11 protein-coding genes are annotated in these 20,548 nt (G+C 73.8%); 9 read left to right on the forward strand and 2 right to left on the reverse strand.

The window, feature by feature from the left end; all coding sequences use genetic code 11:
* Nucleotides 1-28 precede the first annotated feature (28 nt).
* Together ACFWJX_RS16620 and ACFWJX_RS16625 are read right to left on the reverse strand one after the other, a co-directional pair.
* A complete protein-coding gene (locus ACFWJX_RS16620) occupies nucleotides 29-1,291 on the reverse strand; it encodes a serine/threonine-protein kinase (RefSeq protein WP_383242867.1) in 1,263 nt (420 codons plus the stop codon).
* A 201-nt stretch (nucleotides 1,292-1,492) separates the two neighbouring features.
* Nucleotides 1,493-3,172, reverse strand: a complete 1,680-nt coding sequence (locus ACFWJX_RS16625; protein WP_383242870.1) for a protein kinase — start codon at nucleotides 3,170-3,172, stop codon at nucleotides 1,493-1,495.
* Nucleotides 3,173-3,551: 379 nt separating this feature from the next.
* Between ACFWJX_RS16625 and ACFWJX_RS16630 the strand changes: the two genes are divergently transcribed.
* The 9 genes from ACFWJX_RS16630 (at nucleotide 3,552) to ACFWJX_RS16670 (ending at nucleotide 20,544) form a co-directional block, all read left to right on the forward strand.
* Nucleotides 3,552-6,845: an FHA domain-containing protein gene (locus ACFWJX_RS16630; RefSeq protein ID WP_383242994.1), complete on the forward strand. Its 3,294-nt coding sequence runs from the start codon at nucleotides 3,552-3,554 to the stop codon at nucleotides 6,843-6,845.
* Nucleotides 6,846-7,015: 170 nt separating this feature from the next.
* Nucleotides 7,016-8,395 carry an ABC transporter substrate-binding protein gene (locus tag ACFWJX_RS16635; protein WP_383242873.1) on the forward strand — a complete coding sequence of 460 codons (1,380 nt, stop codon included), beginning with the start codon at nucleotides 7,016-7,018 and terminating at the stop codon, nucleotides 8,393-8,395.
* A 70-nt stretch (nucleotides 8,396-8,465) separates the two neighbouring features.
* The gene (locus ACFWJX_RS16640) at nucleotides 8,466-9,749 is read left to right on the forward strand and encodes a carbohydrate ABC transporter permease (protein ID WP_383242876.1); all 1,284 of its coding nucleotides are present in this window, start codon (nucleotides 8,466-8,468) and stop codon (nucleotides 9,747-9,749) included.
* A gap of 88 nt (nucleotides 9,750-9,837) precedes the next feature.
* On the forward strand, nucleotides 9,838-10,719 hold the full coding sequence (locus ACFWJX_RS16645; protein WP_383242879.1) for a carbohydrate ABC transporter permease: 882 nt from the start codon (nucleotides 9,838-9,840) through the stop codon (nucleotides 10,717-10,719).
* Between the two features lie 149 nt (nucleotides 10,720-10,868).
* Complete coding sequence (locus ACFWJX_RS16650; RefSeq protein WP_383242882.1) at nucleotides 10,869-13,121, forward strand: CDP-glycerol glycerophosphotransferase family protein; 2,253 nt, start codon at nucleotides 10,869-10,871, stop codon at nucleotides 13,119-13,121.
* Between the two features lie 102 nt (nucleotides 13,122-13,223).
* Nucleotides 13,224-15,416, forward strand: a complete 2,193-nt coding sequence (locus ACFWJX_RS16655; protein ID WP_383242885.1) for a CDP-glycerol glycerophosphotransferase family protein — start codon at nucleotides 13,224-13,226, stop codon at nucleotides 15,414-15,416.
* A gap of 8 nt (nucleotides 15,417-15,424) precedes the next feature.
* Nucleotides 15,425-17,641 carry a CDP-glycerol glycerophosphotransferase family protein gene (locus ACFWJX_RS16660; RefSeq protein ID WP_383242887.1) on the forward strand — a complete coding sequence of 739 codons (2,217 nt, stop codon included), beginning with the start codon at nucleotides 15,425-15,427 and terminating at the stop codon, nucleotides 17,639-17,641.
* Between the two features lie 2 nt (nucleotides 17,642-17,643).
* Nucleotides 17,644-18,921, forward strand: coding sequence for a hypothetical protein (locus tag ACFWJX_RS16665; protein WP_383242997.1), 1,278 nt, complete (start codon nucleotides 17,644-17,646; stop codon nucleotides 18,919-18,921).
* A 63-nt stretch (nucleotides 18,922-18,984) separates the two neighbouring features.
* The gene (locus tag ACFWJX_RS16670) at nucleotides 18,985-20,544 is read left to right on the forward strand and encodes a hypothetical protein (RefSeq protein ID WP_383242890.1); all 1,560 of its coding nucleotides are present in this window, start codon (nucleotides 18,985-18,987) and stop codon (nucleotides 20,542-20,544) included.
* Nucleotides 20,545-20,548: the final 4 nt, after the last annotated feature.

Here is a 20,548-nt window from a genome sequence, read left to right on the forward strand (position 1 = left end):
AAGGGGGGGCGGGGGCGAACCTCCCCGCTCAGGGCGACGCCGGGGCCGAGTTCCCCGGCTCCCCGGGTCCGCCACCGTCGTCCCCGGCCGTGGCCGCCCACGTCCCGACCCCCGCGACAGCGACCAGCACCACCGCGGCCACCCCGACCACAACCCTCCGCCGCCGAGTGGCGGCACGATGGCGCGCGGACCCCGGCCGCGGCGCCCCCGCCGCCCGAGGCACCCGTGCGGTCCCGTGCGCCCCACCCGCCAGCTCGTCCGGCGCCGGCACCCGCATCGACGTGTGCGTGTCCCGGTTGGAGTCCGGCTGCGCCCCGGGCACCAGGGACACGGACCCGCGCCGTCCCCGCCCGTCGCCGGCGGACGGAGCCGCCTCCTCCGCGACCTCGCCCCGCCCGGTCGCCTGATCGCCCGCGGTCTCCTCCGCCGCCTCGCCGTCCGGCTCGTCGACGTCCAGCGGCGGCATCCCGGCCAGCATCGGCAGCTGCTCGCGCAGCCGGGCGGCCACCTCGGAGGCCCGCAGCCGGGAGGCCGGTGCCTTGGCCAGGCACTGCACGAGCAGCTGCCACAGTTCGTCGGGGATGCCGGGCAGCGGAGCGACGGACTCGGTGACGTGCCGGCGCAGCACCGCGCCGGGATGCCCGCCGCCGAACGGCGTGAAGCCCGCGAGCAGCTCGTACAGGACGGTGGCGAGCGCGTAGATGTCCACCGAGGCGCGCGGCGGGAGGCCTTCGACGATCTCGGGGGCGAGGTAGTCCGGCGTACCGATGATCTTCGTGGCGCGGGTCCGCTTGGGGGTGTCGATCAGCTTGGCGACGCCGAAGTCGGTGAGCAGCGCGCGGTGCGAGCCACCGGGGCCGAGCGGGCCCTGCATGTCGAGGAGGATGTTCTCCGGTTTGACGTCCCGGTGGACGATGCCGGCCGCGTGCGCGGCGGCGAGCCCGTCGGCGACGTCCGCGACGATCGCCACGGCGGCCTCGGGCGCGAGCCGGCGGTCCCGGTCGAGGCGGGTCCGCAGATCCGTGCCGCGGACCAGGTCCATGACGAGGGCCAGGTCGTTGCCGTCGACCACGAGGTCGCGTACGGAGACCACGTTGGGGTGTTCCAGACCGAGCAGGGCGGTGCGCTCCTGCACGAAGCGGCCCACCAGCTCCTCGTCGGAGGCGAGGTCCTCGCGCAGCAGCTTGATGGCGACGGGACCGTCCGGCCCCTCGCCCAGCCACACCGTGCCGGCGCTGCCGCGTCCCAGGATCTGGTGGGCGGTGTACCGGCTGCCGATCTTCCGTGCCAAGGCTGCTCCTACAGACGCGTGTTGCCGACGCTGCGCCATCCGGGGGCGCTGACATCAGCGGCTACGCCGCGGGCCCCCAGACCCCAGCCGACAAAGCTACGCGTCCCGCGAGGCAATCCTCGCCTCGGAGACGGAAATCACCCGCCAGGAGTCGACAAATCCCCAAACTCGCGGTCGGGCCCCCGCGGGCCGACCCGTCCGTCAGCCGCCGCCGGTCTTCGCGCCGAGATCGCCGATCCAGCCGCTCACCGTCTGGAACCAGTCGCCGAGCTGCTCCCAGTAGCCCTTGCCGGTGCCGATCCAGTCCTGGAGCGGGCTCAGTTCCCAGATCAGCCAGCCGGCCACCACGAGGATGACCACCGTGAAGAGGCAGCCCTTCAGGCAGCCGAGCCCGGGAATCTTCATCGGGTTGGCGCTGCGCTGCCTCGGCTCCCTCGGCTCGCGCGGCTGCCGGGGCTCCGGCGCGTGCCGCTGCGGCGGCTGCTGGGGCTGCGGGGCGTACCGCTGCGGCTGGGGCTGCTGCTGCGGGGCGTACTGCTGCGGCTGCTGCTGGGGATGGCCGTAGCCCTGCTGGGGCCGCTGCTGCGGGCGCTGCTGGGGCCTCGGCTGCTGCTGTCGGGGCTGCTGCTGCGGGCGGGCGACCTGCCGCTGGGGGCGGCGGCGCAGCGGGTCCTCGTTCGGATCGAGGTACTGGACCTGGGTCTGTTCGTTGCGGTCGCGGGCGGCGCGCAGCTGGTTCTGCCAGGGGTGCGGTTCCTCGGGCTGCTGTCCGCCGGGCCGGTGCGGCGGCTGCACCGGCGGCATGACGGTCGTCGGGTCGCCCGCGCCCGCCGGGCCACCGGTGTGGGGCAGGACGGCGGTGGGGTCCGCGGCGCCGGGCGGGCTGCCGGGGCCGGCGGTGTGCGGCAGCACGCTGGTCGCGGCGTTCGGGTCATAGGCGCCGGCGGGCGCGCCGGGCACGGTGGCGGGCGCCGGGTCCGGCCCGAGCAGGTGGCCGACGCCCTCTGCGGCGGCGATCTGCATCGAGTTGGCGTGCACGCCGACGCCCTCGGCGACGACGCGCAGGGCGCGCGCGAGGTTCTCGGCGCTGGGGCGGTCGTCGGGGTTCTTGCGCAGACAGCGCTCTATGACCGTCCACAGCGGCTCGGGCACGGTGGAGGGTCGGCGCGGTTCGGCGCTCAGGTGCTGGTGGAGGACCTCCAGGGCCGAGCTGCCGGAGAACGGCGGGCGGCCGGTGACCAGCTCGTACAGCAGGATGCCGGCGCCGTAGATGTCGACGGCGGAGGTCTGCGGGCGGCCCTCGGCGGACTCCGGGGCGACGTACGTCGGCGTGCCGACGAACTCGCTCGTACGGGTGAGGCCCGGGGAGTCGGCGAGGCGCGCGATGCCGAAGTCGGTGAGCAGCGGGTGCATCTGCCCGCCGTTCTGGAGGAGGAGCACGTTGGCCGGCTTCAGGTCGCGGTGGACGACGCCGTCGGCGTGGCTCGCGGCGAGGGCGTCGGCGATCTGCGCGGTGAGCAGGGCGGCGGCGACGGGCGTGAAGGGGCCGTTCTCGCGGAGGTAGCGGTGCAGGTCGGGACCTTCGACGAGGTCCATGACCAGGGCCAGCAGATCGCCCTCGACGACCAGGTCGCGGACCCGGACGATGTTGGGGTGGGTCAGCCGGAGGAGTACGGAGCGCTCCCGCAGGAAGCGCATCACGATGTCGGGGTCGCTCGCGAGTTCTTCCTTGAGGACCTTGATCGCCACGGTTTCGCCGGGCTGGCCGGCCACGGCCGCCTCGGCGCCCGCGGTCTCGCGCTGGCGGGCTCGCCAGACGGTGCCCGTGGCGCCGCGTCCGAGCGGCTCCTCGAGCAGGTACTTGCTGCCGACTGGCCGCACGTCACGCGCTCCCTGCTGCTTGCTTGCCTCTGTTCCGACCCACTGTAGTGCTGTGCCCCCGGCAGGGGGCTGTCCTCTTCCTATGGTCCTTCCGTACGCCCTTACGCACGGTCACGCGCCGCTCCCCGTACATGTTCGAAGGAAAGACGCTCGCCTCGGTCCGTTGGTTGCCGAAGGCGGACGTGACCGATCTCAAGCGGTCATCCGTAAGCCATCGGTCAGGCACTTTTACGGGCAGAGCCGACCAATCAAGATCACTTGTCCCTCGGTGGCGGGCGCATTGTCGGTGACAGGTGCGAGGATGCCTGGAGTACTGGCCGACGTGCTCGCGTGGGGTGGGGGAAAGTCCGCGCACGGGCAGAAGGGACCGCTGACGGCGATGCAGATCCGGCTGACCGTCGTAGACCCGCAGGGCCCGCCCGGGGACACGCGGGGCCGAGCCGCGAGCTGCGACGTGCTGGTCACGGCGCCCGCCGGCACGGCTCTGGCCGCGGTGGCGTCCACCCTGGCCGCGGCGGTCTCCGGGGAGGGGGGCACTGCTCCGTCCGGGGGAGCCCAGCCCGTGCTGTACGCGGGCGCGCAGCGACTCGACGCCCAGCGCTGCACCCTCGGCGAACCACCCCTGATCGACGGCGCCGTGCTCTGTCTGGGCGCACCGGCCGACCCCGAGCCGCATCCGGAGGTCGACGAGGCCCCGGCCCGGCTGCACGTGGTGGCGGGGCCGGACGCGGGCGGGGTCCATCTGCTGCACGGCGGCCAGATCCGCGTCGGCCGCTCCGCCGACGCCGACGTCCCGCTCGACGACCCGGACGTCTCCCGACTGCACTGCGCGGTGACGCTCTCCGCCGACGGGCGGGTCACGGTCGCCGACCTCGGCTCCACCAACGGCACCACGCTCGACGGCACGCGCGTGCAGAGCCGCCCGCTCCGGTTCACCCCGGGCGCCCTGCTGCGGGTCGGCGAGTCGGCCCTGCGGCTGGCGCCGCCCGGCGGCCCCGGCGCGCGGGTGGCCACGACACCCGACGGGGAGGGACACGTCCGGGTGCCGTCCGCGAGCCCGGAACCCGAGGCCGCCGCCCCCGCGGACGTGCCCCACGCGCGCGTGAGCGGCGACGACACTCCGTCCGCCCCCACCGGCCACGCCTACGGCACGCTCGACTGGCGCGACTCCGCACCCACCCGTGGCGAGCGCGCGCAGGCACCTCTGGTGCCGGGCCAGGGCGGCGCGCCGCCCATCGAGAGCCACGGCGCCACCCACGGCGGCCGCTCGGGGCTCGGCTCCTTCACCGACCCGTCCGAGGCCCGCGGCCCGCACCAGCCCTCCTCGGAGGAGGACGGCGGCACCACCCGCAAGGGCACGCCCGTGCGCGGCACCGAGGTGCCCCAGGGCCTGCGCAGGCGGGGCGGCCTGTCCGCCTGGGCCCGCCGGCTGGCCGGCGGCCGCGGCGGCCCGCAGGAGACGGACGATCCGCAGGCGTACGACGACCAGGTGGCCGAGGCCGAGTGGGAGCCGCCCGCCGGGGTGCCGTCCGCCCCGGACACCTGGCCGGACCCGGCCGCCCTGCTGCTGACCGCACTCGGTCCGGGCCCGCGGCTGTGGGAGCGCCGGCCGGGCCACCCCGAGACGCTCACGGTCCGGCTGGGCACGGCCGACCGGGTGGCGCCGGACGGGTCGCTGCTGCCGGCCGTGCCGGTGACCGCGGGCCTGCGCGAGGTCGGCGCCCTGGGCCTGGCCGGACCGCGCCCGAGGCTGGCCGGGCTGGCCCGCGCGGTGCTGGCCCAGCTCGCCGCGCTGCACTCCCCGGACCTGCTGGAGATCGTCCTGATCAGCACGGACCGGGCGCGTTCCGAGGACGAGCGGGTCGCCGAGTGGTCCTGGCTGGGCTGGCTGCCGCAACTGCGCCCGGGGCACGGCCAGGACTGCCGCCTCCTCCTCGCCCACGACCGCGACCAGGCCACCGCCCGCACCGACGAACTGCTGCGCCGCCTGGAGGACCGTCTGACGGACGGCGCGGCGGCACCGGCGCCCCTCCCCGCCCCACGCGGCACAGCCCACCGCCCCTCGTGGGCCGTGGCGGACGGCGCCGGGGACGGCTTCCCGGGCCCGTACACGGTCCTCGTCGTGGACGGCGACCCCGGCGGCGCCGACCTGCGTGAGGCGACGGCCCGGCTGGCGACGGCCGGTCCGCGGGCCGGGATCCACGTCGTCTGCCTGGCCGAGACGCCCGCCGCCTCCCCCGCCGCGCCGGTGACCGACGTGTACGAGGCGGCCTGCGCGGCGGCGCCCACCTTCCGCGCGTGCGGAGCCGTGGCGCTGCTCAGCGGCGATGTGGCGACCGCGCTGCGGCTGCTGCGGGTCGCCCCGGCCGGGGCGGAGTCCGAGCGGCCGGGCCCGGTGGGCCACGGCACGGTCGGCGCCGTCGACGCGGTCTCCGCCGCCTGGGCGGAGCGTTTCGCGCGGGCCCTGGCCCCCCTGCGCCCGGAGGTCTCCCCGGGCGGCGACCGCCCCGCGCGCGTGTCCGCCCCGCTGCCCCAGTCGGCCCGTCTCCTCGACGAATTGGGCCTGGCGCGCGCGACCCCGGCCTCCCTGATGGCCCGTTGGGCCGACGCGGCCGACGACACCGAGGCGCTCGGCGGCCGGGCCTCGGCCGTGCTGGGCGCGGGCCCGCGCGGCCCGGTCTCCGTGGACCTGTCCGCCGAGGGCCCGCATCTGCTGGTCGAGGGCCCGCCCGGCAGCGGGCGTACGGAGCTGCTGCGGGCGGTCGTCGCCTCGCTGGCCGCCGCCGAGCGCCCCGACCGGCTCGGTATCGTCCTGCTGGACGGCCGGGACACCGTCGGCAAGGCGGGCGCCGGCCACGGCGAAGGCCTGCGGGTCTGCACGGACGTACCGCATGTCACCACGCACCTCACGGCCAACGACCCGGTCCGCATGCGGGAGTTCGCGCAGTCGCTGAGCGCCGAGCTGAAGCGGCGGGCCGAGCTGCTCGGGCGGTCCGACTTCGCCGAGTGGCACACGCACCGCGCGGTGTCCGGCCGTATCGTCCCGCAGCGCCAGCCGGTCGGCGGGGGTACCGGCGCCGCCGACCTCGACGCCCCGCCCAGTTCGACCCTGCGGCTGCGCCCCGGCGCGGCGGCCCGCCGACGGACGGAGGCACCGCCGCCGCTGCCCCGCCTGGTCGTCGTGGTGGACGACCTGGACGCCCTGGTCTCCCCCGCGCTCGGCTCCCCCGGCCGCCCCGCCGCCGGTTCGGTGATGCGCGCGCTCGAGGCGGTGGCCCGCGAGGGTGAGCGGCTCGGCGTCCACCTGGTGGCCGCGACCGGTCCGGGGGGCCGTACGGCCGAGTCGGAGCCGGCCCGGCAGGCCACCCTGCGGATCACCCTCGAAGCGCCCGGCTCGGGCACCGACGAACCGGCCCCCGGCCGCGGTCGGCTCAGGGGCCCGGACGGCCGGCTCACCCCGTTCCAGGGCGGCCGGGTGACGGGCCGTATCCCGCGCACCGCGACCCTGCGCCCCACGGTGGTCCCCCTGGAGTGGCAGCGCATGGGCGACCCTCCGACCCGCAGACCCGTCCGCGAACTGGGCAACGGCCCCACCGACCTCGCCCTCCTGGCCAGCGCCCTGGAACGGGCGGCCCGCGAGGTATCGGCGGCCGAGGTGCCGTCGCTGCTGTAGAAGGGCGGCACAACCGGCGCGTCCGGGGGAGTTTGAGGAGGGCGTTACGACGCGGTCACGATCCCCCGGTTGACACCGCACGCGCACTTGCCGACCCTCCGCACCCGGCGTAGACCAGTGCCACGGGACAGCGCTCGGACGTTCGACGAGGAACGAAGAACGGGGCAGTGATGCGCAGCACGAGCAACACCATCCGGACACGCAGGACCGTGAAGGCGGCCGCCACGGTCCTCGCGGGAGCCCTCGCGCTCTCGCTCACCGCGTGCGGCAGCGACGACGACAAGAGCGGCGGAAACGAGACCACCGGCACGAAGGCGTCCGGCGACGCCCTGACCCTCCCGAAGCTGGACGGCACGACGCTGGAGGTCGCGGCCGTCTGGACGGGCCCGGAGCAGGCCAACTTCAAGAAGGTGCTGGCCGAGTTCGAGAAGCGCACCGGCGCGAAGGTCACCTTCGTACCGGCGCAGGACCCGATCATCAACTTCCTCGGGTCGAAGATCGCGGGCGGTCAGCCCCCGGACGTGGCGATGCTGCCGCAGCCGGGCGCCATCAAGCAGGCCGTGGACAAGAAGTGGGCCAAGCCGCTGGGCCCCGAGGCGCTCAAGGAGCTGCAGAAGAACTACTCGCAGGGCTGGCAGGACATCGGCAAGGTCGGGGCCGAGCAGTACGGCGTCTACTACAAGGCGGCCAACAAGTCGCTGATCTGGTACAACGCCAAGGTCTTCGAGAACGCGGGCGCGAGTGAGCCCAAGACGTGGGACGAACTGCTGACGACGGCCCAGACGGTCTACGACTCCGGTGTCACCCCCTTCTCGATCCCGGGCGCGGACGGCTGGCCGCTGACCGACTGGTTCGAGAACGTGTATCTCTCCCAGGCGGGCCCGGAGAAGTACGACCAGCTGGCCAGGCACGAGATCAAGTGGACGGACCCCTCCGTGAAGGAGGCGCTGACCACGCTCGCGCAGATCTGGGGCAAGAAGGACTACGTGGCGGGCGGCGCCGACGGTGCCCTTCAGACGCAGTTCCCGAACGCCGTCACCCAGACCTTCACCGGCGGTGACCAGCCCAAGGCCGCGATGGTCTACGAGGGCGACTTCGTCCAGGTCAACATCGCGCAGACGGACGCGAAGGTGGGCACGGACGCGAAGGTGTTCCCGTTCCCGAAGGTCGGCGACACCGCGCCGGTGGTCTCCGGCGGTGACGCGGCGGTCATCCTGGAGGACTCCACGGGCGCGCAGGCGCTGGCGACCTTCCTGGCCTCGCCGGACGCGGCGGAGATCCAGGCAAAGCTGGGCGGCTATCTCTCGCCGAACAAGAACGTCGACCCGGCGGCGTACCCGAACGATGTGCAGCGCAAGATCGCCGAGGCGCTGGTCGCGGCCGGTGACGACTTCCGCTTCGACATGTCCGACCAGGCCCCGCAGGCCTTCGGCGGTACGCCGGGCAAGGGCGAGTGGAAGGACCTCCAGGACTTCCTGAAGAACCCGACGGACGTGGCCGGCATCCAGGCGAAGCTGGAGTCGGACGCGGCAGCGGCGTACGGGAACTGAGCCGGTCATGGCATCGGCCGGTGCGGCGGGGGCTCCCGGAGCCCCCGCCCCTCCTCGCTCGCGCAGAAGCGTGACCGGCACCCGCAGGACGGTGGCGGCGCTGTTCCTGCTGCCCGCCCTGGTGCTGCTGGGCGCGCTCGTGGTCTACCCGATCGGGTACTCGGTCGTGCGCAGTTTCTACGACCAGTCCGGCGACGGATTCGCCGGCATCGACAACTACAAGGCCCTCTTCACCGACGACGGCATCCGCACGGCGCTGAAGAACAACGTCCTGTGGGTGGTGTTCGCGCCCACCGTGGCGACCGCGCTCGGTCTGATCTTCGCGGTGCTGACCGAACGCATCCGCTGGGGCACCGCGTTCAAGCTGGTCGTCTTCATGCCGATGGCGATCTCGATGCTCGCCGCCGGCATCATCTTCCGGCTGGTCTACGACCAGGACCCGGACAAGGGGGTCGCCAACGCGGTGTGGGTCGGGGTGCACGACACGTTCGCGCAGTCGTCGGCGTTCCCCAAGGCCCATCCGGGCCGTGAGTCGCCGCTGGAGTCCGCGAAGGGCGGCGCCTTCCTCACCAAGGAGCCGGTCCGCGCGGGCGATCCGGTCTTCCTCCCACTGGTCGGCGTACCCCCGGACCAGATGCCCGACAGCGCGAAGAAGGCGGCGCCGGCACCGTCCGAGCCGGGCAAGGTCACCGGCACGACCTGGCAGGACTTCACCCGCGGCAAGGGCGTCGGCACGCTCGGCGCCCCGGACCCGGCCGAGCTGGGCTACGCGGGGATGCGGATCGAGGCGGTCAAGGACGGCAAGGTCGTGGCCTCGACGACCGCCGCCGGTGACGGCACCTTCACGCTGCCCGAAGCGGCCGACGGGGCGCAGCTGCGGCTGCCCGCGAGCAACTTCGAGGAGGCGTACAACGGCCTGGACTGGCTCGGCCCGTCGCTGGTCACGCCGGCGATCATCGGGTCGTACATCTGGATGTGGGCGGGCTTCGCGATGGTGCTGATCGCGGCCGGGCTGGCGAGTGTGCCGCGGGAGCTGCTGGAGGCGGCCCGGGTGGACGGGGCGAACGAGTGGCAGGTGTTCCGCAGGGTCACCGTGCCGCTGCTCGCGCCGGTCCTCGCGGTGGTCACCGTCACCCTGATGATCAACGTCCTGAAGGTGTTCGACCTGGTCTTCATCATCGCCCCCGGCTCCTCCCAGGACGACGCGAACGTGCTCGCCCTGGAGCTGTACCGCAAGGGGTTCTCCGAGGACCAGCCGGGCATCGCCAGCGCCATCGCGGTGTTCCTGCTCCTGCTGGTGATCCCGGTGATGTGGTTCAACGTACGTCGGCTGCGGCGGGAGGTCAGGCGATGAGCACGCACCCGTCGTTCTGCCGGGGGTCCGGGGGTCGTCCCCCGGGTGAGCGCAGTAACGTACGTCGGCTGCGGCGGGAGGTGCGGCGATGAAGACTCCCGTGGAACCCGTGCGGGCCGAGCGTTCGCTGGGCGGGCGGATCGTGGAGAAGGTGGGCGGTGGTGCGGTCCGGGTCTTCCTGATCCTGGTCGGGTTGTTCTGGCTGGTGCCGACGATCGGTCTGCTGATCTCCTCGCTGCGCTCCCCGGAGGACATGAGCGCGAGCGGCTGGTGGAAGGTGTTCGCGGAGCCGTCCCAGCTCACCGTGGACAGTTACCAAAAGCTGCTGGAGAACGGCGACATCACCGGTTCCCTCTTCAACACGGTCCTGATCACCGTCCCGGCGACGGTCCTGGTCGTCGTCATCGGCTCGCTCGCCGGGTACGCGTTCGCGTGGATGGAGTTCCCCGGCCGCGACTGGTGGTTCCTGGCCGTGGTGGGCCTGCTGGTGGTGCCCGTGCAGGTGGCGCTGATCCCGATCGCCGAACTGTTCGGCAAGGTCGGCCTGTTCGGGTCCGTCCTCGGGGTGATCCTCTTCCATGTGGGCTTCGGTCTGCCCTTCGCGGTGTTCCTGCTGCGGAACTTCTTCGCGGAGATCCCCCGCGAGCTGCTGGAGGCGGCCCGGCTGGACGGCGCCGGCGAACTGCGCCTGTTCACCCGGGTCGTGATGCCGCTGGGCGGTCCGGCGATCGCGAGCCTCGGCATCTTCCAGTTCCTGTGGGTGTGGAACGACATGCTGGTGGCACTGGTGTTCACCAACGCCGACAGCCAGCCGATCACCGTCGCTCTGCAGACGCAGGTACGGCAGTTCGGCAACAACATCGACGTGCTGGCACCCGGCGCGTTCATCTCGATGGTGGTCCCGCTGGCCGTGTTCTTCGCGTTCCAGCGGCAGTTCGTGTCCGGCGTGATGGCCGGCGCGGTCAAGTAGGCGGTACGGCAAGGGGGGTGGGCGCCATCGGCCCGCCCCCCTCCGTTCACCCGGTGTCCCCCGGATGCCGTAGACGAACGTAACCAAGTCACTCCATCGGCCGTTGCCCGGACCAGGCCCTGTCGTCCGCGCCGACCTATGGATGTCCCTTGCCCAGGTTCAGTGTCATCGTCCCCGCGTACAAGGTTCAGGCGTACCTGCACGAGTGCCTCGAATCCGTGCTGTCCCAGTCGTACACCGATCTCGAACTGATCGCCGTCGACGACGGTTCGCCGGACGCCTGCGGCGAGATCATCGACGAGTTCGCGGCCCGCGATCCACGGGTGCGGGCCCTGCACCTGCCGGAGAACGCCGGTCTGGGCCCCGCGCGCAACGCGGGCCTCGCCCAGGCCACCGGCGACTACCTGCTGTTCCTGGACTCCGACGACACGCTCACCCCGGACGCGCTGCGCGCGATCGCCGACCGGCTGAAGGACACCGGCGAGCCGGACGTCCTGGTGTACGACTACGCGACCGCGTTCTGGACGGGTGAGACCGAGCGCCACCAGTTCGCCGATCAGCTCACCGAGCGGGGCCCGGCGCCCTTCCGGCTGGAGGACCGGCCGGGGCTGCTGCGGGTGCTGATGGTCGCCTGGAACAAGGCCTACCGGCGGGATTTCGTCGAGCGCGTCGGCCTGACCTTCCCCCCCGGCTACTACGAGGACACCCCCTGGACCTACCCGGCGCTGATGTCCGCCGGGTCGATCGCCACGCTGGACCGGGTCTGCGTCCACTACCGGCGGCGCCGCGGCGGCAACATCCTCTCCACCACCAGCCGCCGCCACTTCGACGTCCTCGACCAGTACGACCGGGTGTTCGCGTTCATCGACCGGCGGCCCGAACTCGCGCACTGGCGGCCGGTGTTGTTCCGCCGCATGGTCGACCACCTGACGACGGTGTTCACGCGGCCGGACCGGCTGCCGCGCGGTTCGCGCGGCGAGTTCCTGCGCCGGGCCCGCGCCCACTACCGCCGTTACCGCACGCCCGGCGCGCCCGTCCCGCTGCGCTCCCGGCTGCGCCACGGTCTCGTCCACCTCGGCCTGCACCGCACCTACCGGGCGCTCCAGGCGGCCACGGCCCTGCGCCGCCGCACGAGCGGGCTCGCCGCGAAACTCGCCCGCGCTCTGAAGGCCGCCTGTCTCCAGGCCCACTACCGGATCCAGCTGCGCCTGCCGCTACGCGCCGACCGGGCCGTCTTCGCCGCCTACTGGGGCCGCGGCCACGGCTGCAACCCGGGCGCGCTGGAGAGCGCGTTCCGCGCCCTCGCCCCGCAGGTGCGCACGGCGTGGATCGCCCACCCCGAGCACCGGCACACCGTCCCGCCGGGCCCGCGCCCGCTGCGTCCCGGCACGGCCGCCTACTGGACGGCGCTGGCCCGCTCCAAGTACCTGGTGAACAACGTCAACTTCGACCGCCGGCTGGTCAAGCGCCCCGGCCAGGTCTTCGTGCAGACCCAGCACGGCACCCCGCTCAAGCACATGGGCCTCGACCTCCAGGAACGCCCCGCGGCGGCCCGCGACATGGACTTCGCGGAACTGCTCAGGGGCGTCGACAAGTGGGACTACGTGCTGTCCGCCAACCGCCACACCACCCTCACCTGGGAACGCGTCTACCCCGGCGGCTACACGACACTGGAGTACGGCTATCCCCGCAACGACGTCTTCCAGCGGGCCACCGCCGCGGACGTGGCCCGGCTGCGCGAGGAACTGGGCATCCCGCGCGACGCGGTGGCGATCCTGTACGCCCCCACCCACCGCGACTACCGACGCACCCAGCGCGCCGCCCTCGACCTGGAGCGGCTCCTGGACCGGCTGGGCCCGCGCTTCGTGATCCTGGCCCGCGCCCACTACTGGCAGCCCGCCGCCCCGCTCGCCGACGGCCGGGTCATCGACGTCAGCGGCCACCCGAGCGTGGAGTCCCTCTGCCTGGCCTCGGACGCCCTGGTCACCGACTACTCGTCGATCATGTTCGACTACGCCGGCCTGGACCGCCCGATCGTCGTCCACGCCGAGGACTGGGAGGCGTACGAGGCGGCCCGCGGCACCTATTTCGACGTGCGCGCCTTCCCGCCTGGCGCGGTCGCCCGCAGCGAGGACGAACTGATCGACATCTTCGCGACCGGCCACTGGCGCGGCTCCCGTTCGGCCCAGCTGCGCGCCGCGTTCCGGGAGCGGTTCTGCCCGTACGACGACGGACACGCCGCCGAGCGCGTCGTACGGCGGGTCGTGCTGGGCGAGACGGACGTGCCGCCCGTCGTGCCGCTCGCGGAACGCCGTCCCGTGCCGTCGGCGGCGGCGACGCACACGCGCCCGGCTCTGGCCACCGTGCCGCAGCCTTCGGGCCCCCGGGTCACCAGCCACTAGAGCCGCCGCGTCAGCCCGTGCCGGAGCCCGCCGGAATCCCCCGGCCGGAGCCCCGCCGGAATCTCGCCGGAACCCGACCGAGCCAGACACAGAAAGAGCAGAATGCCCCGCTTCAGCATCATCGTTCCGTCCCATGGGGTCGCCGGCCGGCTGTCCCTGGCGCTGGACTCCGTCCTCGGCCAGTCCTTCGACGACTTCGAGCTGATCCCGGTCTGCGACGCGCCCGACACCCCGGCCGGGGCCGTCGCCGCCGGGTACGCCGAGCGGGACAGCCGCGTGATCCCGGTGTTCTCGCCGCCGTCGGCGGGGCTCGCGGGGGCGCGCAACACCGGGATGCGGGCGGCGACCGGCGCGTATGTGCTGTTCCTCGACGGTGACGACACCCTCGCGCCGGGCGCGCTGACCGCGCTGGAAGCCCGGCTGGCCGAGACGGGCGAGGTCGACGTCCTGTACGCCGAGCACGAGCGGATCCCCTGGTGGGAGGGCGAGCCGGCCAACCCGGCGGCCCCGCTGTTCGCCAAGGCGCCCCAGGGTGCCTTCGCGCCCGCCGAGGCGCCCGAGATCACCGGCGTGCAGCTGCCCGTGTGGAGCGCCGCCTACCGGCACGACTTCCTCACCGCGCGCGAACTCGCCTTTCCCGCCGGGCACTTCACGGACATCGGCTTCGGCGGCCTGGTCACCGTGCAGGCCGAGCGGGTCGCGGTCCTGCGCTCCGTCGTCGTACGGCATCTGCTGCGGCGGCAGGGCAGCCGGCTCAACCTGCCGGGCGAGCACCACGCCGACCTGCTGGAACAGACCGATCTGGTGCTCACCGGGGCGGCCGGACACGGCTTCACCGGTGATCTGTTCGCCCAGTTGTTCGCCGCCGTACTGAAGACGGCCGCGCACCCGGCCCGGCTGCCCGCCTCCGGTCGCCGGGCGTTCTTCCGCCGGGCGACCGCGCTGTACCGGCGCCACCGGCCGGCCGGGTTCCGCAGGCCGGGCGGGAGCCTGGGGGTGCAGCACCGGCTGCTGGCGGCGGGGGCGTACACGGCGTTCCGCGCGCTGCGGGGCGCCAACCGGAAGGCTTCGGCCGTCGCCCAGCGGGTCCCGCGCCCCCGCGGACTGCGCACCCGCCTGTACTACCGGCTGCAACTGCGCCGCCGTATCGACCCGAACCTGGCGGTGTACTGCGCGTACTGGGGCCGGGGTTACGCGTGCAGCCCCGCCGCCATCCATGCCAAGGCCGTCGAACTCGCCCCGCACATCCGCTCGGTGTTCCTCGTCGAGCCCGAGCAGGCGCACTCGATGCCGCCGGGTGTCGACCACGCCGTGATCGGCAGCCGCCGGGCCTGGCGGCTCCTCGCGCGCGCCAAGTACCTCGTCAACAACGCCAACTTCGCGGAGGGCGTCGTCAAGCGCGAGGGCAGCGTGCACGTGCAGACGCAGCACGGCACCCCGCTGAAGAAGATGGGCGTCGACCAGTCGACGTACCCGGTGGTGGCGGCCGCTACCGGCAGCTTCACGAAGCTGCTGGGCCGCGTCGACCGGTGGGACTACAACCTGTCCTCCAACACCCACTCCACCCAGATGTGGGAGCGCGCGTTCCCCGGCTCGTACGAGCAGCTGGAGTACGGCTATCCGCGCAACGACGTCTTCTGCACGGCGACCGCCGAGGACGTCGCCCGCGTCCGGCGCGAGCTGGGCGTCCCGGAGGGGAAGACGGCCGTGCTGTACGCGCCGACCCACCGCGACCACCGGACCGGCTTCGACGCGGGCCTGGACCTGGAGGCGTTCTGCGAGGCGGCCGGCGAGGACGTCGTCGTGCTGCTGCGGGCGCACTACTTCTACGACCGGGGCGTACGCCGGGGCTCCGGCCGGATCATCGACGTGACCGCGCACCGCTCCTCCGAGGACGTGTGCCTGGCCGCCGACGCGCTGGTCACCGACTACTCGTCGATCATGTTCGACTACGCCAACCTGGACCGCCCCATCGTCGTGTACGCCGACGACTGGGACGTCTACACCGAGACGCGGGGCGTGTACTTCGACCTGATGGCGGCCCCGCCGGGACCGGTCGCCCGGACGCCCGAGGAGCTGGCCCGCGTCTTCGCCGACGGCTCGTACGCCTCGGCCGCGTCCCGGTCGCTCAGAAACATTTTCCGGGCCCGTTTCTGCCAGTTCGACGACGGCCTGGCCGCCGAGCGCGTCGTACGGCGGGTGCTGCTCGGCGAGCCCGCGGAGGCGATCCCGCCCGTGCGGCCGCTCGCCGAGCGCGTCCCGGCCCCCGCCGCCTCCCCCCTCGTAAGGAGCTGACCCCCGCAGTGCCCCGCTTCAGCATCATCGTCCCCTGTTTCAAGGTGCAGGGCTTCCTGCGCGAGTGCCTCGAGTCAGTCCTGGAGCAGTCGTACCGCGACCTCGAGGTGATCGCCGTCGACGACCGCTCGCCCGACGGCTGCGGCGCGATCCTCGACGAGTACGCGGCCCGCGACGACCGGGTGCGGGTCCTGCACCTGCCGGAGAACGCCGGCCTCGGCCGCGCCCGCAACGCGGGTCTGCCGCACGCGAGCGGCGACTACCTGTTCTTCCTGGACAGCGACGACACCCTCACCCCGGGCGCCCTGCGCGCCATGGCCGACCGTCTCGACGAGGCCGCCGACCCGGACGTGCTGGTCTTCGACTACGCCCGCACCTACTGGTGGGGCGGCACCCGCCGCAACGCCCTCGCGCACGTCCTCGCCGACTGCGGCGACGCCACGTTCACCGCCGCCGAGCACCCGGAGATCCTCGATCTGCTGATGGTCGTGTGGAACAAGGTGTACCGGCGGGACTTCGTCGAGGGGAACGGCTTCCGTTTCCCACCCGGTTACTACGAGGACACGCCCTGGACCTTCCCGGTCATGCTCAGCGCGCGGCGGATCGCCACGCTGGACCGGATCTGCCTGAACTACCGCCAGCGCCGCCAGGGCAACATCCTGTCCACCACCAGCCGCAAGCACTTCGACATCCACGAGCAGTACGAGCGGGTCTTCGCCTTCGTCGACTCCCGCCCCGAGCTGGCGAGCTGGCGGCCCTACCTGCACCGCAAGATGGGCGACCACTGTCTGGACATCCTCGCCAAGCCGGACCGGCTGCCCCCGTCCGACAGGGGCGAGTTCTTCCGTCGTACGGCCGAACTGTTCGCCCGGCACCGCCCGGCGGGCGAGCCGGTGCCCGCCGGACTGCGTGTGCTGCGCGGGCCGTACGCCGGCTACGTGGCCTGGCGGCAGGGCGCGCGGGCCGGGCGGGAACTCGCCCGGCGTACGGCGCAGGCGCGCGGGGCGGCCGCGGGGCGCGTACGCCGGGGTGTGAGCGCCGTGCAGGCCCGGCGCCCGCTGGACCCGCAGCTGGTGGTGTACTCGGCGTTCTCGCACCGGGGCGTGCTCGGCGACCCGGGGGCCGTGTACCGCAAGGCGCGGGAGATCGCCCCGCACCTGCGCGGGGTGTGGGTCGTACGGGACGAGGAGACGGCGGACCGGCTCCCCGACGGGGTCGAGCACGTGTTGCTGGACTCCCCGGCCTACCGCCGGGTGACCGCTCGGGCCGGTTTCTTCGTCAACAACGTCAACTGGCCCGGCACGCTAGTCAAACGCCCCGGCAGCGTCCACATCCACACCCACCAGGGCACCCCGTTGAAGCTCATGGCGGCCGACCTGCTCGACCGGCCCGGCGCCCGGCACGGCGTGGACGTGCCGCAGATGCTGCGCCGCGCCGACCGCTGGGACTACAGCCTGGTCGCCAACCCGTACTCCGAACTGGTCTGGGAGCGCGCCTACCCCTGCCACTTCACCTCGGCGCGCACCGGCAGTCCGCGCAACGACGTGCTGGTGACCGCCGACGCACAGGCCGGGGCGCGGGCCCGTGCCCGCCTCGGCATCCCCGCGGACCACACGGTCGTGCTGTACGCGCCGACCCGCCGGGAGTACGTCCGCGGCGGCCACGCCGACCGGATCGACCTGGCCCGGTTCGCCGCCGACCTCGGCGAGGGCCACACCCTGGTGGTGCGGCTGCACCCGTCCCTGGCGACCGGGCACGCGCGCGGGATGGGCCTGTCCGACCTGCACCGGCGTGGGATCGTCGTCGACGCGACCGACGTCCCGGACGTCGAGGACGTGATGCTCGCCTCCGACGTCCTGGTCACCGACTACTCGGCCCTGATGTTCGACTACGCCCACCTGGACCGGCCGGTCGTGGTGCACGCCGACGACTGGGCCGCGTACACGGCGAGCCGGGGCACCTACTTCGACATCACCGCCGAGCCGCCGGGCCATGTCTCGCGCAGCTACGGGGAGCTGGCCGGGCTGATGACCTCGGGGAGCTGGCGCGACGAGGAGTCGGCGCGGCTGCGGGCCGGTTTCCGGGAGCGGTTCTGCGTGTTCGACGACGGGCGGGCCGCCGAGCGGGTCGTCCGGACGTTGCTGCTGGGCGAGGAGATGACCGGCCCCGCCACGGTCCGGGTGCCCGCTCCGGCCGTCCCGGGCGACGTGCTGGCGTCCAGGTGAGGCTGCGCCCGCGTGACTGGGTGCTCGTCCTGGCCGTGGGGTACGCGCTGCTCCAGCTCGCGAACGTCACCGGCCGGGACACCCCGGACAGCAAGAATTACCTGTCGTACGCGCTGAGTCTGCGCGGGGAGAGCAAACACGAGGCGGCGGTCGCCACGATCGACTGGGCGTGCGAGGGGCAGGCGTCGATCGCGGCCCGCCGGCAGAGCGTCGACGTGGTGCGGTTCCACCGCGCCGACCCGACCGCCGAGGTTTTCGCCGAGTGCCGGGAGCGGGAGTGGCGCAACGTCGGGGCCCGGCTGGCGGCGGGGCAGACCGGCGGGCACACGGTGCCGTTCATGCCGGAGCGCTTCATGCGGATCTTCGAGGCGCGGCCCGGCTATCCGGCGTTCCTGGTGCCGTTCCTGACCCTGTTCGGCGTGACCTGGGGCATGTGGGCGGCGGGTGTCGCGGTGGCGGCGGCGGGCGGGGCGCTGGTCTTCCTGATCCTGCGCACCCTGCGTGCACCGGCCGGGGTCTGTCTGACCGGGCAGGCCCTGTACTACGTCCTGCCGTGCGGGACGACCGCCATGCGCCCGATGACCGAGGGCCTGCTGCTGGCGCTGACCCTTGCGGCGGTGTGGGGCTGTGCGCTCGCCCTGGACGGACGGGTGCGGGCCGGGACCTGGCTGGTGTGCGGCGCGCTGGCCGCCCTGTTCACGGTCAAGCACTCGCAGGCCCTGTTCCTCGGGCTCGGTCTGGCGGCCGCGGGCGCGCTGATCGCCGTACGGCGTCGGCGGCGGGGCCGGCCGGCGGGGCGCGCGGTCGTGGCGGTGACCGTGGCGGGGGCGGCCGGGGCGGCGGGGACGCTGCTGCTGGCGGGGCTGCTGCACCATCCGTCCGAGGCGGAGAGCCTCCAGGATCTGCTGACCGACCATTTCGCGCGGCCGGACCGGGAGCGGCCCTGGCCGGAGTTCTGGCAGTTGCAGCAGCGGTTCTGGCCGGAGTGGTTGCGTCGGCAGCTGTGGGAGCCGCTGTTCCTGGCGGCGCTGGCGGCCGGGGCGTGGGGGGTGCTGCGCGGGCCGCGCCGGGCGTTCGGGGTGCTGGTGGTCGCCGCCGCGTCCACCGGGGTCCTCACGCAGGCCGGGCACCCCGACATCGCCATCTGGGGCGGGCGGCTGATCGTGCTGGCGTGGCTGCTGCCCGTGCTCGGGCTGCCGCTGCTGCTGGAGCCGCTGGTACGGGGCCGGGTGGCCCTGCCGGCGCAGGAACGGACCGATCGGGCTCACTCGATCAGGTGACGGACGCAAGGGCGTTGACGCGGGCGGGAACATACCGCCAATGCCCCTCTTTGTTCCGGTTCGATGAGCGTCGGCGTCCTCACCCGGCGTCCCGCACGCGGCGCGACGGCGCTGTACGGCGGGCGTGGGTGGCGTCCGAGCCCTTACCAGGTCTTCGGGTTCCTGTTCTGGCTGGTCATGTCGCTGGCGTACTGGCGGGTGCCGCTGTGCTGCGACGCCGGGCAGCACGCGGCGGTCGTCGAGCGACTGCGGGCCGACCTGCTCGCCCCGCGCCATCCGACGGGCGACCTGCCGGGTGCGGGCAGCCCCTACTACTCGCCGTACGCGGTGGCGCAGGGCGTGTTCGCGCGGCTGACCGGGCTGTCGGGCTGGGACGTGCTGCGGGTCGCCGGGCCGGTGAACCTGGCCGTGCTGCTGACCGGCATCGGCCGCTTCACGCGCGTGCTCACACCGCGCCCGTGGGCGCCGGTGCTGGCGCTGGCGGCGATGACCCTGCTGTGGGGCACGGAACGGGCCTGGTGGAGCGGCTATCTCGGGCTGATGTCGATGACCGGGAACCTCGGCTATCCGTCGACCTTCGCCATCGGGCTCGCCTTCTGGGCGTGGGCATGGACGGGCACCCGCGCGCGTGACGCGCGGGCGGTGCGGTTCGTGGGCCCGAACGGGCTGCGCGGCTTCGCCGGGTACACGGCGCTCGGCGCGCTCTACGGCGTCGTCCTGCTGGTGCACCCGATCACGGCGGTCGCGGCGGCGACCGGGGGCGTGGCCTTCGTGGCGGGCCGGCAGCGCGGACGGCGCCCGGCAGTGGTGCTGCGCTGGGCCCTCACGGGCATGACGGCCCTGCTGGTCGGCCTCGCATGGCCGTACTTCGACGTGTTCGCGCTGGCCGGCGACGGCAGCGTCGACGCGATGCACCGGCGGCTGTACGAGGGGCTCGCCGGGCATTTCTGGCTGGCACTGCTGGGCGTACCGGCGCTGTGGCTGCGGGGCCGCAGGAACGGCGTCCGCGATCCGCTCGTGCTGATGTTCGCCCTGGACTGCCTGGTGGTGGCGTACGGCTGGGTCAGCGGCCACTACACCTACGGGCGGATCCTCGGGCTCACGCTGGTGCCGCTCCAGTTCGCGCTCGCCGTGGAACTGGCGGCGCCCCGCCCCTGGGGCGCGGGGCGGCGGGTGCTGGCGGCGGTCACGGCGGTCGCGGCCTGCGTCGGCTTCCTCACCGTGCAGGCCGGGGCGGTGGTCCCGCGCGCGGTGGACCCGGTCGGCTTCGCCCAGCCGCCGCACTGGCCGTCGTACGACTGGGCCGCGCGGTACATGGCGCCCGGCGAGGTGGTGATCGCCGACGGGTACTACGCCGTCCACATGATCGCCGGGTACGGGCCGAACCTCGCCGCTCCCGCCTGGCCGGACGCGGCCCTGGACGAGCGGGAGCGGCTGCGGCGGCTCGCGGACGTGCGCGCCTATCTCGCTCCGGAATCGACCCGCGCCGAGCGGTCGGCGATCGTCCGCCGCCATCACGTCCGCTGGCTGCTGCTCACGCGCTGGCACCCGGTGCCCGAGGAGGCCGTGGTGGTGGCGTGGAGCCGGGGGACGGGAGAGGTGCTGGCGCGGGTCGGTCCGTGACGAC

The sequence above is a fragment of the Streptomyces sp. NPDC058335 genome, from assembly GCF_042723915.1.
Taxonomy (GTDB): Bacteria; Actinomycetota; Actinomycetes; order Streptomycetales; family Streptomycetaceae; genus Streptomyces.

Coding starts and splice junctions, on each gene's coding strand:
- ACFWJX_RS16670 (WP_383242890.1), top strand. CDS start 18,985: ATGAGCGTCGGCGTCCTCACCCGGCGTCCCGCACGCGGCGCGACGGCG.
- ACFWJX_RS16630 (WP_383242994.1), top strand. CDS start 3,552: ATGCAGATCCGGCTGACCGTCGTAGACCCGCAGGGCCCGCCCGGGGAC.
- ACFWJX_RS16655 (WP_383242885.1), top strand. CDS start 13,224: ATGCCCCGCTTCAGCATCATCGTTCCGTCCCATGGGGTCGCCGGCCGG.
- ACFWJX_RS16645 (WP_383242879.1), top strand. CDS start 9,838: ATGAAGACTCCCGTGGAACCCGTGCGGGCCGAGCGTTCGCTGGGCGGG.
- ACFWJX_RS16635 (WP_383242873.1), top strand. CDS start 7,016: ATGCGCAGCACGAGCAACACCATCCGGACACGCAGGACCGTGAAGGCG.